This window comes from Klebsiella sp. P1927, from assembly GCF_018204675.1.
GTDB classification, from domain to species: Bacteria; Pseudomonadota; Gammaproteobacteria; order Enterobacterales; family Enterobacteriaceae; genus Klebsiella; species Klebsiella pneumoniae.
This window is the reverse complement of sequence record NZ_CP073378.1, coordinates 209,220-224,997: the sequence shown is the minus strand read 5'-3', so window position 1 is coordinate 224,997 and position 15,778 is coordinate 209,220. Positions and strand designations below refer to the sequence as shown.

At 49.4% G+C, this 15,778-nt stretch carries 12 protein-coding genes and 3 pseudogenes; 7 read left to right on the top strand and 8 right to left on the bottom strand.

What is annotated here, in order from left to right; all coding sequences use genetic code 11:
* The first annotated feature begins 112 nt into the window (after positions 1-112).
* Both KB892_RS28395 and KB892_RS28390 read left to right on the top strand, forming a co-directional pair.
* A complete protein-coding gene (locus tag KB892_RS28395; protein WP_004215186.1) occupies positions 113-1,060 on the top strand; it encodes a DMT family transporter in 948 nt (315 codons plus the stop codon).
* A gap of 335 nt (positions 1,061-1,395) precedes the next feature.
* On the top strand, positions 1,396-2,391 hold the full coding sequence (locus tag KB892_RS28390) for an IS110 family RNA-guided transposase (RefSeq protein ID WP_004225018.1): 996 nt from the start codon (positions 1,396-1,398) through the stop codon (positions 2,389-2,391).
* A gap of 205 nt (positions 2,392-2,596) precedes the next feature.
* Here the strand turns inward: KB892_RS28390 and KB892_RS28385 are convergent, their stop codons facing one another.
* Positions 2,597-3,610: a zinc-dependent alcohol dehydrogenase family protein gene (locus KB892_RS28385; protein WP_004210218.1), complete on the bottom strand. Its 1,014-nt coding sequence runs from the start codon at positions 3,608-3,610 to the stop codon at positions 2,597-2,599.
* Positions 3,611-3,722: 112 nt separating this feature from the next.
* Between KB892_RS28385 and KB892_RS28380 the strand changes: the two genes are divergently transcribed.
* From KB892_RS28380 to uilS, 4 genes and pseudogenes are all read left to right on the top strand, one after another.
* Positions 3,723-4,250, top strand: a complete 528-nt coding sequence (locus KB892_RS28380; protein ID WP_004210220.1) for a cupin domain-containing protein — start codon at positions 3,723-3,725, stop codon at positions 4,248-4,250.
* Between the two features lie 13 nt (positions 4,251-4,263).
* Positions 4,264-7,227 carry a Tn3 family transposase gene (locus KB892_RS28375; protein ID WP_077274495.1) on the top strand — a complete coding sequence of 988 codons (2,964 nt, stop codon included), beginning with the start codon at positions 4,264-4,266 and terminating at the stop codon, positions 7,225-7,227.
* A gap of 118 nt (positions 7,228-7,345) precedes the next feature.
* A pseudogene (locus tag KB892_RS28370) lies at positions 7,346-7,962 on the top strand (recombinase family protein).
* A 106-nt stretch (positions 7,963-8,068) separates the two neighbouring features.
* Positions 8,069-8,929 (top strand): UilS family quorum-quenching N-acyl-homoserine lactonase, encoded by an 861-nt coding sequence (uilS, locus tag KB892_RS28365; protein ID WP_004144375.1) that lies wholly within the window; start codon positions 8,069-8,071, stop codon positions 8,927-8,929.
* Between the two features lie 89 nt (positions 8,930-9,018).
* Here uilS and KB892_RS28360 read toward each other — a convergent pair.
* Positions 9,019-9,242, bottom strand: a pseudogene (locus KB892_RS28360) (recombinase family protein); the annotation flags it as partial.
* A pseudogene (locus KB892_RS28355) lies at positions 9,221-10,204 on the bottom strand (IS5 family transposase). The pseudogenes KB892_RS28360 and KB892_RS28355, both read right to left, overlap by 22 nt.
* A gap of 456 nt (positions 10,205-10,660) precedes the next feature.
* Here KB892_RS28355 and KB892_RS28350 point away from each other — a divergent pair.
* The gene (locus tag KB892_RS28350; RefSeq protein ID WP_011251321.1) at positions 10,661-11,296 is read left to right on the top strand and encodes an HAD family hydrolase; all 636 of its coding nucleotides are present in this window, start codon (positions 10,661-10,663) and stop codon (positions 11,294-11,296) included.
* A 336-nt stretch (positions 11,297-11,632) separates the two neighbouring features.
* On the opposite strand, the gene KB892_RS28345 is transcribed toward KB892_RS28350, so the two are convergent.
* The 5 genes from KB892_RS28345 to terB all read right to left on the bottom strand — a co-directional run bounded on the left by KB892_RS28345 (position 11,633) and on the right by terB (position 15,757).
* A complete protein-coding gene (locus KB892_RS28345; RefSeq protein WP_011251320.1) occupies positions 11,633-12,874 on the bottom strand; it encodes a VWA domain-containing protein in 1,242 nt (413 codons plus the stop codon).
* Between the two features lie 84 nt (positions 12,875-12,958).
* Entirely contained in the window at positions 12,959-13,534 is a 576-nt protein-coding gene (gene terE / locus KB892_RS28340) for a tellurium resistance cAMP binding protein TerE (RefSeq protein WP_000301240.1), read from the bottom strand.
* An 86-nt stretch (positions 13,535-13,620) separates the two neighbouring features.
* On the bottom strand, positions 13,621-14,199 hold the full coding sequence (gene terD, locus KB892_RS28335) for a tellurium resistance membrane protein TerD (RefSeq protein ID WP_004026609.1): 579 nt from the start codon (positions 14,197-14,199) through the stop codon (positions 13,621-13,623).
* A 38-nt stretch (positions 14,200-14,237) separates the two neighbouring features.
* Positions 14,238-15,278, bottom strand: a complete 1,041-nt coding sequence (gene terC, locus KB892_RS28330) for a tellurium resistance membrane protein TerC (protein WP_004026607.1) — start codon at positions 15,276-15,278, stop codon at positions 14,238-14,240.
* A 23-nt stretch (positions 15,279-15,301) separates the two neighbouring features.
* Complete coding sequence (gene terB / locus KB892_RS28325) at positions 15,302-15,757, bottom strand: tellurium resistance membrane protein TerB (protein WP_004026604.1); 456 nt, start codon at positions 15,755-15,757, stop codon at positions 15,302-15,304.
* Positions 15,758-15,778: the final 21 nt, after the last annotated feature.

Genomic DNA, 15,778 nt, shown 5'->3' with positions numbered 1-15,778 from the left:
CGCCCCTTCTGATGGAGAATATTTTTCTCTAAAAGTATAAAATAAAAGTGAAGAAAACAATATTTTTCTCCCGTTAAAAAGTTAAATTAATTTCTTTTACTGGGAGTATCTTATGCGCAGAGTGACGATATTGGTATTATTCCTGCTGGTTTCACTGACCTGGGGGACCACATGGCTGGCTATGCGGATAGCCGCTGAAACTATCCCTCCGGTGTTTGCAACCGGGATGAGGTTTATGTTTGCAGCTCCATTCTTAATCGGCATTGCATGGTTAAGAAAAACACCGCTTTTATTTCCACGCGGACAACGCTTGTTCCAGCTTGTAATTTGTATTTTTTATTTTGCCATTCCTTTCTCATTAATGATTTATGGTGAAACATATGTCAGCTCCGGGCTTGCCTCCATTATATTTTCAAACATGCCTGTGGCTGTTTTGATTGCATCAGTTTTGTTTTTGAATGAAAAAACAAACTCAATGCAGATTGCGGGTTTAACTATCGCAATAGTGGCACTGGCGGGCATTCTTCTCGAAGAAACGAAAACAAGCACAGAGACCCAATGGCAGGGAATCATTGCGCTTGTTTCAGCCGTAATCATCCATGCCATAATATATACTCAATGCAAGAAAAGAAGCTGTGCTGTCTCTGTTATAACGTTTAATGCGCTCCCGTGCTTTCTGGCAGGATTGTTACTTTCTGCGGCAGGATGGTTCTTCGAAAGACCACTGGTGTCAGCCTTCTCAGCACACTCAATATTAGCTACCCTGTATCTCGGTGCTTTTGCCGGGGTTTTTGGGATATTGTGCTACTTTGCACTTCAGCAAAAGGCCAGTGCCTTTCAGGCTTCACTTGTATTCCTTATTTTTCCTCTGATTGCGGTAAGCCTGGAAAGCTATGTATATGGATATGCAATTTCAACTCAATCAATGCTCTTTATTATACCGTTAGTTGCCGGGATATTTCTTACTCTTTTCTCACGGCGAGTGTCTGCAACCAACAAACATCGGGATTGCTCACCACAAACAAATAATGGTATTCATGAGCATACTGAGACTTCCTGAGGATTTAAAGAAAAGGCTTTCGTTTTCAGTTAATGTGGGTCGGTTGAAATGAGGGTTAGCTGCCGATACCAGTGAGGGATAGAAAGGGATCACCTACCTATCCCTTCACCCTTGTATCTAACAGTTTGTGGTGATTAGCTACCACCACTGAAGCTGAGTGAGCCGCCCCCTTCACTTAAGGTCAGAAAAGCCAGCACCGCTGAACCTTGATTTGCAGCATATGGCCCTCCGCTTCACCTTTCACGCCAGCACATCAGGTTGAACGGTTACCGGGAGCTCGACTCCGTATGTACAAGGCGAACAGGCGTGACGGTTTATGTGAGAGGAGTTTGACCATGTTTCCAGTCGGCATTGACGTAAGTAAAAACACCCTTGATCTTTGCATACTGTATGACGGTATCAAAGGACGCATAAAAACCCGTAACATCCAAAATAACAGACATTCAGTTGAAAATATTCTTCGCTGGCTCAGGCTCCAGCACTGCGGTCCTGAGGATGTTCATGTTGTGATGGAAGCTACCGGTGTTTATCACGAACGGCTGGCCACTGAGTTACATGATGCCGGTTTCCGGGTTTCTCTGGCCAACCCTCACCGCAGTCGGGAGTTTGCACGCGGCATGGGAATAATGACAAAGACGGATAAGGTGGATGCGTATATGCTTGCCTGTTACGCATTCCTTAAGAAGCCACACCACTGGGAGCCGCCGTCCCCCGAAATCAGATATCTCGCTGCACTCCTGCGACGGCGTGATGTTCTGCTGGGTGATGCCCTGCGTGAGGAGAACAGGCTGGAAAAATACCTGTCGACAGACACACCTGCAGATATTATCAGTTCCTGCAGGCGTATGGCGCAGCTTCTGCGCGAGGAGGTAAGTAATATCGAGCGGCAGATTAAAGCACATATCAAAGCCAGCCCTGCACTGAGGCGTGATTATACACTGCTGAACTCAATTAAATCGGTTGGTCCCCAGTTGGGGATGCATATGCTGGTCGAGCTTCGCAGCCATAACTTTGCATCAGCTGAGCAGGCTGCCGCCTTTCTGGGCGTGGTGCCGATCGAGAAACGCTCAGGCACATCGGTCCGGAGCCGACCGCGGATGTCGAAAATCGGCCCCCCTCAGTTGAGAGCGAGGCTTTACATGTCCGCCCTGTGCGGAAAAATCTACAATAAGCGAATGCGTAATATTTACGATGAGATGTGCCTGCGGGGTAAACCTAAAATGGTAGCCATTGGCGCGCTGATGCGGAAACTGGTGCACTGGTGTTATGGCGTCCTGAAGACCGGAACCGTTTTTAATGACGAAGGTCTGAAACAAGTACTGTCAACCTGACTATACCTGGCTGGCATTAAACTCAAGGTAACGCTCACAGCAGTAAGTGAGCGCAGTCCGCTATGAGTGAAAAACGGAAGTTCGTAAAACGCAGACAATATCGAGGTGAGGCGTTTAACTGCAGGAAATCATCATCGACGAACAAACCTGTCTGCTCTTATGGCATAAGCCCCGGCCTTTAGTGGGCATCAGGGCTCTTTCTGCTTCAATTCATCGTGATGACCACTTTGCCAGTATGTTGCTGGCTTTCAAAATATCGCCATGCTTCAACAGCATGTTCAAACTCGAATACCCTGTCTATAACCGGCTGAAGCTGACTTTTTACCAGCGCCCGATTCATAGCGACAAAATCCTCGCGGCTGCCAACACTGAAAGGTCTTACAGTTGCGCCACTTTTGAACAAAGTCATAAAATCGACTGATGCACTTCCCTGTGCAACAAAGCCCAGCAGAGCAATTTCCCCTCCCGGCGCTGCGGAGAGTAAAGACTGATTTAAGGTTCCCGGCCCGCCAATTTCCACAATACGGTCAACCCCCCTGCCTTGTGTCAGTTCCCGGACTTTTACTGACCATTCAGGATAATGTCGGTAATTGATGACATGATCGGCACCAAGCGCCGACAATAGCTGTGCTTTTACATCATTTGACGTTAACGCAATAACGCGTGCCCCCATGATTTTGGCGAACTGCACCGCAAACAGTGAGACTCCACCTGTGCCCTGGGTAAGCACAGTCTCTCCCGGTAATACAGACCGCGACTGTTGAAGGCTGTTCCATGCTGTAACTGCTGCGCAAGGGAGAGTGGCAGCCTGTTCCCAGCTCAGGTAATCAGGTACAGAAACCAGAGACTCTTCATCAACCACTTTGTATGAGGTTAACCATCCATCGGCCTGAGTGCCATAAGTTCCTCTCCCTGCAGCGGCATCCCGTGCTCCACCAAACCAGTGAGGAAAGAAGGTTCCCACAACCCGATCCCCCTTTTTAAACAGGCCCACAGAATCGCCTGTAGCCACGACCTCACCAGCCCCGTCCGATAAAGGGATCAGCCCGGCTTTAGGGGTTAATGTGCCTGTTCCGTACAGAATGGCCAGATCACGATAATTAAGACTACAGGCGCGGACCTTTATCAGAACCTGATTACGCCCGGGGACTGGCTGCTGTTCCTCAATTAACTTCAGTCCTTGTAAACTTCCGAAACTCTCAAGTCGATAGCTATGCATATTGCTCTCTTTGGTTTTGTTGAGTACGTCGCTACCTTAAAATTTTTTTACTGGATGTAGAATGTCTGAAAAGACATTATTACTGACTAACCGTCCATGAAAGAGGGAAAAAATGGATCCTCTCGATGATGTATTTGCTGCTATGCGTCTCAAAAGCGCACTTTATTCACGCCTTTTACCGCATGCCCCGTGGGGGATAAGCTTTGTAAGAAGTGCTTCAATTCGCTTTGGATTCATGGTTTCTGGACATGGAATGCTTATAGTGGAAGGCGTTGAAAACTCCATTGAACTGCAGCAAGGAGATGGGTTCCTGGTGAAGCCTGAGACCCTTTTTTCTCTGGTAGATAACCCTTCTACTCCAACACAATGGTGCGAAGATATCTTTGCTGAATGTTCAGGTAATAGTCTCAGTTTTGGAGGTGATGGCGAAGTGGCCAATATTCTCTGTGGCTATTTCTCCTTCGATACTACGGGAGCAGAACCGTTGCTTTCACTGCTGCCCTCAGTCGTGGTCATCCCCTCTGACGCTGCCCGTTCACCACTTTTGGGCCTAGTGGGAGCGAAGCTGCAAAATGCGGCATCTGACTTTTTTGAACTGGATCTGAATAAAAATTACTCACCTGTGAAATGGTTACCATAGCGGTTACCCATTGATGATTCAGGGAGTTGGGATGTTGTTACAGGAGAAGGCTTTTGATGACAGGGACGAGTGGCATTTGCTTGCTGACGAGCTTTCCCTGCTACCGGGGATGACCGATACGGGGCGTCTGGGATTTGCCCTTCAACTAAAATTCCGACAGGTTCAGGGCCATTATCCCGACTCTGTACACGATTTCCCTTCCGGCATTGTGCACACCATCGCTGAGCAGGTCGGATGCGCTTCCGTATCCCCTGAAAACTATCCGTTTCAGGGACGGCAGGCTCAGCGACACCGACACCGACACCGACAACATATTCGTCGCTATCTGGGTGTCAGACTCCCCAGTAAAGCTGATATCGCACGACTCAGCGCCTGGTTAACCGAATTTATCCTCCCGTTAAATCCGCAGGCCGTACATGGCAGTGAACTTGTTACTGACTGGTGTCAGGAACAGCTGATTGAACGGCCAGCCACCGAGCACCTGGAGCGGATTATACGTTCAGCTGTACACCAGTTCGAAACAAAGCAACAAAACACCATATTTACCCGACTTTCACTCGACAGTAAGGTTGCCATCAATCATCTACTGTCTGCCGAAGAACCGGGCGCTGCCCAGGTAAACGAAGTCACATTCAGCGGCCTCAAAGCTGACCCGGGAAGGCCCAGTCTGGAGAATGTCCTTTCCGTCATCGCCCAACTAAAATGCCTTGATGGTGTTGCGCTACTGCCGAATATTTTTCAGGGCATATCTCCTAAATTCATCGTCCAGTTTCAACAACGGTGTGCCAGTGAATCGATCAGGGAGCTTCGTCGCCACCCTTCAGCGATCCGTTACAGCATGGTAGCTATGTTTTGCTGGCGTCGCCGCCAGCAACTGACCGATGCGTTGATTGAGATGTTGATGGTGCTGATCCATAATCTCGGTACCCGTGCTGAAAAAAAGGTCGATAAAAAGCAGTTTGCGGCGTTTAAAAAGGTCAGGGGCAAGGCGCGTCTGCTATTCCGCATGGCCGAGGCTACCGTTGACCAGCCAGACGGTGTCATAAAGGAAGTTGTCTATCCTGTTGTCTCACAGAAAATGCTGCAAAATCTGGTCGATGAATTCAAAACTCTAGGGGTGAATACTGAGCAGGAAGTACATGAATCCATGCGTTCTTCTTACGGTAACCACTATCGCAGGATGTTGATGCCGGTACTGGACCGGCTTGAGTTTCAGTCCGGCAATGCCCTCTATCGGCCCGTGATTGATGCTATCCAGATTATTAAGGAAAACAGGACCAGCAATCAGCATTTCTATGCGGTGGGTGATGTGCCTGTTGACGGTATTATTCAGAAAAAATGGCGGGATGTTGTCATCGTACAGAGCCAGTCCGGTGAAGAGCGTATTAATCGTACCAACTATGAAATTTGTGTATTACGGGCTTTACGCAAAAGTCTGCGCAACAAAGAAATCTGGGTCACCGGCGCGGATCGCTATCGTGATCCGGCAGAAGATCTCCCTGCCGATTTTGCCACTAACCGCGCATATTATTATTCCCTGTTGCAGGCACCCACTGATGCGACAACCTTTATTAATCAAATCAAAGACAGGATGCGCCAGTGGCTCGGTACGCTGGATAATGGCCTGCCGGATAATCCCAGACTTCGCATCAGGGAACAGGGGAAAAATCGTATCCACCTGACGCCGCTGGATAAACAAACGGAGCCGCCCAACACCGCAGCGCTGAAGCAGGAGATTGGCCAGCGCTGGGCCGATCTGGAGTTGATAGACATACTCAAGGAGGTGGATTTACGGGAACATTTCTCGTGGTTATTTCGCACATCGGCCAGTCGGGAAGTGCTGGAGCCTGAGGTATTACAACGCCGCCTGTTGTTATGTCTGTTTGGCCTCGGAACGAATGTAGGGCTGAAACGTATCGCCAGCCAGCAACCCCGCGTCAGTTATGATGAATTGCGTTACGTTAAACGGCGGTTTATTCAGAAAGATGCTTTGCGCTCAGCGATTTCACATATTGTGAATGGTATTTTCAGAATTCGTCAGCCCGCTATCTGGGGGAATGCGACGACATCCTGTGCGGCGGACTCCCGAAAGTTTGGTGCTTATGATCAGAATCTGATGACAGAATGGCATGCTCGCTATGGCGGGCGCGGCGTGATGATTTACTGGCATGTGGATACGCATTCCACCTGTATTTATTCACAATTGCGCCGCTGTTCCTCATCGGAGGTGGCCGCCATGATGGAAGGTGTTCTGCGTCACTGTACCGACATGGAAATTAACCACCAGTATGTGGACAGCCACGGACAAAGTGAGGTGGCCTTTGCGTTCAGTGATGTGCTGGGGTTCGATCTATTGCCGCGCCTGAAAGCGATCGCCCGACAGAAACTGTATGTGTGTGAAAAGGAAGATACATCGTTGTACCCGCATCTTACGCCGATTTTAACCCGGGGGATCGACTGGGAGCTTATTGCACAACAGTATGACGAGATAATCAAATATACAGCGGCACTTAAAACCGGAACGGCAGAACCCGAGGCCATATTACGACGATTCACCCGCAATAACATTCAGCATCCAACCTATAAGGCACTCGCGGAGCTGGGCAAAGCGATTAAGACCATCTTCCTCTGCCGTTATTTACACGATGAGTCACTGCGTTGCGAAATTAATGCGGGTCTCAACGTCGTGGAAAACTGGAACAGCGCCAATAATTTTATTTTTTATGGCGAACACGGAGAATTTACCAGCAACCGGCCTGCGGATCAGGAACTGTCGATGCTCTCTTTGCACCTGTTGCAAATCAGCCTGGTCTATATCAATACCCTGTTGATTCAAAATGTGCTGACAGAGCCGGCCTGGCAGCAGAGAATGACAGAAGAAGACTGGCGTGGTCTGACCCCATTGATATACCACCATGTTAATCCGTATGGACGTATCGAGCTGAACATGGATCAACGGCTGGCGCTGGCAGCCTGATGGTGCCCAGAACCGTTCGGTTTCGTACACAGGGTCTTAATACTGTCCGAAAGTAAGTGAAATTACTTTCGGATATGCATTATGATTCGTACATCCTTTTCGGACGGAAATTTTCATCATGTCACGCGTTTTTGCCTACTGCCGTGTTTCTACACTGGAGCAGAACACGGAAAACCAGCGCAGGGAAATAGAAGCTGCTGGTTTTACCGTCAAATCCCAGAGACTGATTGAGGAGCACATCAGTGGTTCGGTTGCTGCCAGTGAGCGGCCTGGATTTACCCGTCTGCTCGACAGAATGGAAAATGGTGACGTGCTGATTGTCACTAAACTGGATCGTCTTGGACGAAATGCTATGGACGTTAGGAAAACGGTGGAACAACTAGCAGCGTCCGGTATTCGCGTACACTGTCTCGCGCTGGGCGGCGTGGACCTCACCAGCGCGGCCGGCAGGATGACCATGCAGGTGATTTCGGCCGTCGCTGAGTTTGAGAAAGACCTGCTGATTGAGCGTACACATTCAGGGATTGCAAGAGCCAGGGCTTCGGGAAAACGCTTCGGGCGTCCTTCGTCACTCAATGGGGTACAGCAGCAGGTGGTGCTGGAACGTCTTAACGCTGGAGTAAGTATTGGTCTATTGCCCGTGAGTTTAGCACTACACGGCAGACCATTCTTCGCGTAAGGAAAGCAGCCGGAAACGCGGATGCCGGGAACCTTTCTGGTGAAAAAATATCGTGAAACAGCGTCTGCTATCGAAACCTTAACCATGCATTGCAGGAAGAAAAGATTCCAGAGGATTAATTTTGCTTTTAATGACTAACTTGATAAAAGGACATATATATTGATGGAAATTTCAACACAAAAACTGTCTGACGGCATCGTTCTGACGCTTCGCTCTCCCTCCGACAGTACAAAAAGCCCGGTGATCATTTTGTGCCATGGCTTCTGTGGTATCAGAGAAATTCTGCTACCTGATTTTGCTGAAGCATTTACCCGCGCCGGATTTTCCACCATCACGTTTGATTATCGTGGTTTCGGGGACAGTGACGGCGAACGCGGCCGCTTGGTTCCTGCTATGCAAATTGACGATATTATCTCTGTTGTTAACTGGGCAAGAGAACAGCCCTCCCTTGATGCGCAGCGTATTGGCCTGTGGGGAACATCATTTGGGGGATGCCACGTATTTGGTGCGGCGGTCAGAGACCCGGGAATCAAATGTATTGTCAGCCAGCTGGCTTTTGCAGACGGTGAAGAGATAGTCACCGGGAATATGAATAATGAAGAGAAAGAAGCTTTTCTTTCAACCCTGGACAAGATGGCTGAAAAGCAGAAGAACACAGGTAAAGAAATGTTCGTGGGTGTCAACCGGGTACTGAGCGATGCAGAATCAAAATCATTTTTCGAAGAAAACAGAACGCAGTACCCAAAGATGGACATTAAAATACCGTTTCTTACGGTGCGCGAAACTCTTCTGTACAAACCCGCATTGAATGCCTCACAGGTGATGTGCCCGACCCTGATCGTTATTGCTGGTCAGGATACGGTTAATCCACCGGAGCAGGGACGGGCCTTATTTGACGCGGTGGGGGCCAAAGAAAAAAGGCTATATGAGGAAAGCAGTGCCCGCCATTACGACATTTATGCAGGAGAGCACTTTAAGCAGGTTATCAGCATTCAGACAGAATGGTTTAAAACGCACCTGTAATTTTAGATAACGACTTACGGTGGGTTCAACAGAGCCCGCCGTTATGATAGACGTCAAATGTCGCATTTTGTAGCTTCGCTTCCGCTGGGCCCCATAGGATCTGCCGGATCGTAGAGGCTGGCTCCCAGCGCCAGCTTCACGCCTCTGGACTGTAGTGCATCCGCTATCTCTCGTGCGTCAGGAACTGACCGCGCCAGCCGGTCAAGCTTGGGAACAGAACAACCAGCGTATCACCGCTGCGCACAGCGGCCAGCGCCTGATCAAGTCCGGGCCGTTGCCGGTTTGAGCCGGTCAGCCCTTTATCGAGGTAAATCCGGTCCGAAGATCTGGCATGCCTGTATTTGTCATTTTATTCAGCGCACGCACCATGGCCAAAGCCTCTGCAGCCTGACCATCGTAATCACGCTACGCCAGCGAACCATCGAACAACTGCTTTACCCTGTACATCGGCGTTTCAGCTATCGACTGACGGTTGTAATCTGTTGTCCATTTCCACCGTGCATTGCTCCCGCTCAGTCGCTGATTCGCAACAGCACGATTGCGCTCTGCATACTCACCAGGCAAGAATCCCGCTCCCTTTCGGGGAGGAATGAGCGCGCTGATTTTCTTGCGAGGCAGTTCGTCATGACATCGCTGCGTATCGTAAGCGCCGTCCGCAGCAACTGACCTGATTTTTCGGTGGGTCTGCCGGATAAGCCCCGGGGATGCTTCAGCATCCGTGACGTTGTTCAGTGACAGGTCCGCGCAGATGATTTCATGCCTACTCGCGTCAACAGTCAGATGCAGTTTCCGCCAGATACGACTGCGATCTTTGCCGTGCTTTTTGACTTTCCACTCACCTTCACCGAAGACTTTAAGCCCTGTGGAATCAATCACCAGATGCGAAATTTCACCCCGGGTGGGCGTTTTGAAACTGACGTTAACCGACTTTGCCCGCTTGCTGACACTGGTGTAATCCGGACAGCGCAGCGGGACATCCATCAGGGCGAAAATGGAATCAATAAAGCCCTGAGCGGCTCGCAGGGTCAGCCGGAATACGCGTTTAATCACCAGGATGGTTGTGATGGCAAGATCTGAATAGCGCTGAGGTCGTCCCCGCGATGCAGGCGTTGCTGACTCATACCAGGCCTGAATCGCCTCATCATCAAGCCAGAAAGTGATGGAGCCACGATTAATCAGGGCCTTGTTGTAGTTGCGCCAGTTGGTGATTTTGAACTTTTGCTTTGCCACGGAACTGCCAGTATAGTCAGGATAATGCGTGATCTGATCCTTCAACTCACCAAAATTTCGATTTATTCAACAAAGCCGTCTATTACTGGAAATCAATCATGGCGTGCCTGCACTACATCTGAATGTGTCGGGTGGGGATACGCTTCTCCACGTACATGCTGCACAAGGTGGACTTGTCCTGACACCAGACAGTTCCGGGGTACTGTTTCAGCGTGCTGGATGCGACAGGTATGCTTACAGAGATCAGAACTCATTACTTGTGAAGGAACAGTAATATACTGCCCTCCATCAATCCAGAGTCTGGGGTTGTCGCATCAGATCTGACAGAACAAACAATCACGAAAAAGTTACTTTTTTCTCAGGAGGTGCCTGGACCCCTGCCCTTCATTTTGACGCGAGCAGGATGTCAGCACCTTACGTGCGGTTACTGTTATTCGCGTCCTGGTGGTATAGTGCAGCGGCTGGCAGAAGTAACCTACTATCCAACGGAATAAGATCACGATGAACGTCATTCAGCCCCGCATGCTCTCTGTATTTGATTTTGACGGTACGTTAACGCGGCATGATAGCTTTATCCCTTTTCTGCGGTTTGCCTTTGGCAATCGGGCGTTTTCGCGACGTATCGTCAGCATGGCTCTACCCACGTTACGCTGTATGCGTAAGCAGATGACGCGTGATGAGCTTAAAGAAACGCTCATTACAACTTTTCTTACTGGTGTTGAGGAAAAGTGGGTGTCTTCTAAAGCAGAGGAATTCTGTCAGCTCTACTGGCATCGCCTCATGCGCCCGGCAGGTTTGATTGCTGTGGCGAATGAAGTCACTTCCGGCGCGATCGTCACCTTATGTTCTGCCTCGCCGGAAATTGTACTCAGACCCTTTGCCGAAAAACTTAGGATCAAACTGATTGGTACACAATTAGAGACAAAAGACGGCATTCTGACCGGCAGAATCAGTGGTCATAATTGCAGGTGCTCACAGAAAATTGTCCGGCTTGAAAAAGAATATGGACCTCTGACTGACTATCATCTTCGAGCATGGGGTGATACGCGGGGAGATTATGAACTCCTTTCCGCAGCGACTGAGCCTCACTGGCGTCACTTCCATCAAGGTTTCCGTCGTAAGCTAATCATCAGATAAAAATTGCCCTTTATCGTTATGTAATTTCTTCTTTACATAAAAGTAACATATATTCTACATTTAACCACTGTAACTGGTGAAAAAAAGAGTGCATCCTGGTAAATCGGTAGCTCGGACTATTAGGTATGCTTCAACCTGTTACCATTGGAATACCTACTTTCAGCCCGCTTTTCCGAGCGGGTTTTTTTCATCCCTGCCGATGTGTTCCTGGGTCTAAATTACTGGGTGAAATTGGGTTTCAGCGATCACATCTGCGTATAGCCCTGTTTAGCTCTGCGTACTTTGAAAAGGTGTCGTCATGGCAGCAGGCCTATCGCCCCTTACCGGGGCGATGAGTCAGATAATGCCTTCCTTTTTTGCCAGTCCAAGCCAGTCTTTGAACTCTTCGAGAAGTTTTTCATACAACTCTTCGTCCTTAATGTGGGCAAAATTATCGATCGCAAAAAAGTTGCTGTTGTCTACGCGACGGTCGCTAAAGGTGTCCAGCCTCTCCAGAATCCCATAATTTGATCCGCCCAGTCCCACGAACTTCCAGAAGACAGGATAGTTGGCTGAGCGGCGGATGGCCTCTTTAATTTCTCGTGTTTTGCAGATCCCGCCATCTGTAATGCACACGACAAAAACGGGTAAGGTGCTTTCCTTGAAATAATCGATAACCTCATTCATGACTGGCGGCTCATTGTTCGTCCCGCCAAGGCCGGGAAGGATTTCCCAGGCCGATCGTTTACCCGTGTTCTGAATGGCAGCAATGTATCCGTCAAGATTGTCCAGTGTGACGTCAGGATATTTCTTGTGACGCTCAGCAAAGCCCCATACATCCATCGTGCCGTCATCGTCGAACTGGACAGACAGGACAGCTATACGGTCAAGAACGGCCTGTACATGTCCTTTTTTAAACTGGCCGGTCATAGAGCCTGAGGCATCGAGAACAAAAGCGACTCGTGCTTCAACGGTATCCAGTTTGTGTTTTGCCAGTGAAATACTGGCTTTCTTAGCCAGGCTGATAAGCGCAGGCGCTTTACCTTCGAGTTTCTTTTCAAGGCTGATCCGGGCTGGTTGCGGTACAACTTCTGCTGCAGGTTCCACGTCCACACCATAGCTGACTGCCAGTGGCTCAAGCCCGCCATTAAATCCCTGCCCAAGCGCCCTGAGCTTCCAGTTGCCCTGGTATCGGTAAACTTCCCCCATAATTACAGCCTTTTCTGTGCGGCCATTGAGATCGACAAAAAAGGTGGCCTGACTTTCAGCAGAAAGTTTCAGTTGCGCGAGGCCGCTTATCGTATCACTGCCATCTATCACCATAGTGATTGCAATCTTCTGAATCGTATCCGGGATCTGCTCAAGCGCAAAATGAACGACTGCGTGCTGGTGACCGGGGTTGAGTTTCACACTGCCACCGGCAGCACTGAGATTGTTGTAAAAGATAAAATCGGCATCGCCTGTCACTTTTCCCTCAGCATTCAGCATAAACAGGCAAGTCTCAGGGGGACTGTGAAATCCAGGACTGGGGGGATAATCAAGCCGGAGAGTCAGTGTAGCTGTGTGAAGCGGAATGTTCTGCCCTGATTGTAATTGCATTTAGGCTCCTTGTTGCCGGGTAAAGGGATCTCTCAGCGGGTAGAAAAAACCCCGGACAGGCCGGGGTTTGGTTTTACTGGTTTATCAGATGTTGATGCCGTGCTGGGTTGCCAGCGCAGCCAGGCCACCAGCAAAGCCCTGTCCTACAGCCTTAAACTTCCATTCCGCGCCATGGCGATACAGTTCACCGAAAATCATTGCGGTTTCAGTAGAGGCATCTTCTGACAGGTCAAAGCGTGCAATTTCGGCGCCATTATCGTTGTTCACCACACGCATAAAGCTGTTACTGACCATGCCGAAATTTTGCTTACGGCTGTCTGCTTCATGAATGGTGACTGCGAATACGAGCTTCTTAACGTCTGCGGCCACTTTTGTCAGATCAATTTTGACCTGCTCATCGTCACCGTCGCCTTCACCGGTACGGTTGTCACCCTGATGCTGTACTGCGCCATCCGGGCTGGTGGTGTTGTTATAAAATACGAAATGCGAATCGGACAGCACTTTACCGTTTTCGCCAACAAGGAATACTGATGCATCCAGATCAAATGCCTGACCATCAGTAACGCGTGCATCCCAGCCCAGGCCAACCAGAGCAACATTCATGCTCGGGGCTTCTTTAGTCAGAGAAACATTACCGCCTTTAACGAGAGAAACAGCCATTTTTTGCTCCTGCTAATCGTAGATATCGGGTCGTGGATATCGGGGGCATCACCCCCGAATGATTTGGGTAAGAAAGTTACTTTTTATCAGGACGCGTTGATGCCGTACTGAGCGCACACGGAAGCCAGTCCACCAGCATAACCCTGGCCAACCGCACGGAATTTCCATTCTCCGTTGTGACGATACAGCTCCCCAAACAGCATGGCAGTTTCAGTAGAAGCGTCTTCTGTCAGATCGTAGCGAGCAACTTCAGTCTGATTGTCATCATTCACCAGACGGATAAATGCGCCGGAAACCTGACCGAAGCTCTGGCGACGAGCCTGAGCATCATGGATAGTGACAACGAAAATAATTTTGTCGACATCCCCAGGTACCGCGTCCAGTTTGATTTTGAGGGATTCATCGTCGCCATCACCTTCACCGGTACGGTTATCACCGGTATGAGTAACGGAACCATCAGCAGATTTCAGGTTGTTATAGAAAATGAAATCTGCATCGCCACGAACCTTGCCATTGGCTGCCAGCAGAAATGCGGAAGCATCGAGGTCAAAGTCCTGACCGTCCGTAGAACGTGCATCCCAGCCAAGGCCAACCAGGACGTTTTTCATGCTTGGCGCGGTTTTGCTCAGGGAAACGTTGCCGCCTTTAGATAGTGAAACGCTCATCTATTTATCCTCTTTCGTTAATCATTAATCAGCTGAGATCAGCTTTCTTTATTTTCAGCTTCCGGCTTTTCCGGAAAGATGACACTGGCCAGAATACCAAGAGCCAGTACACCCAGTACGACATACAGGCTGGTGGTCGCAGACAGGCTGTAACCATGGTGCCAGATGTGATCGGTAGCGTTCAGACCCAGCTTAAACGCAATGAAGAACAGCAGGACGATAACAGCTTTCTCCAGCTGGGACAGATACTGTTTCAGGGCTTCCAGTACGAAATACAGAGTACGCAGGCCCAGTATTGCGAACATCATGGCGCTATACACAATCAGTGGCTCACGACTGACTGCAATAATTGCCGGGACAGAGTCGAAGGCAAACATCACGTCAGAGAGTTCCACTACAGCCACACATAACATCAATGGGGTGGCGTATAGCGCTGCCTTTTTCAGTCGCCCTACAGATACGTCTTTGTTTTCTGGTTTAGCCAGTTCGGCATCCACTTCTTTTTGGGTCAGCAGGAATGCATGTCCGGACAGTTTCGGCCAAATCGGGAAGAAACGTTTAACCAGACGATAAGCAAGGTGCTGAGAATAATCCTCAATTTCGTCATCATCCCCACCGCCTTTGAGCATCATGACCGCAGTCCAGGCAACAACAACGGCAAAGATCAGCTCGACATAAGGGCCAAGGCTAAGCAGACCGGTACCGATCGCAACGAAAATCCCCCGGAATACGATAGCGCCAATGATCCCCCAGTACAGAACCCGGTGACGGTAACGGTCCGGAACTGAGAACCATGAGAAAATCGCCATCATGACAAACAGGTTATCAACTGACAGCACCTTCTCAAGGGCATAACCCGTGACAAACAGGCTGGCAACCTCGGCTCCGTGATGCACAAAAAGGAAACCGGCAAATGCCATCGCGACAACAACCCAGAAAACGGACCATAAGGCTGCGCTTTTGAGGGAAATTGGCTTGTCATGTCGGTGCATGAACAGGTCAATAAAGATGGCGCCGACCGACAGAGCAACAAAGACCGTCACTGTTTCAGCCGGAAAACCGATGTGAGTGGAAACCATATCGTACCTTTATCCGTTGTTTATCAGAGGCCAAATTCAGCCGGGTCGAAACCCAGCGAACGGGCAATTTCACGGACAGCACTCTTCTCATCATCATCGAAGTTGCCATCACTTTTAGCGACAGCAATACCGACACGAAGAGCCAGTTGAGCTGCCTCTGGCTGGTCTTTCAGGGCGAGGATATATTTCATCGTTTCGCCTTTTCCGATTTCCAGATCAAAGTCGAAACTGGTCACCAGCTTGTTAAAAAACTCGATAACTTCTGCTGTATCGAAGACTTTCAGCTCTTCTGAGGATCGCAGAAATCCAATCATCTTCTGTTTTTCTTCGGAGCTAACGCCGTCACTGGCAACAGCGATACGGGCGCATACCGCGACGGTACCCTGCATAAATTTCTTGTTTTTGTAACGGCCTACCTGGCGGGTCAATTCCTCACGACCCGAGGTCAAAGCCCCTTTTACTTTGTCGAAAAAACTCATTCTCATACCCTCATCATTGCG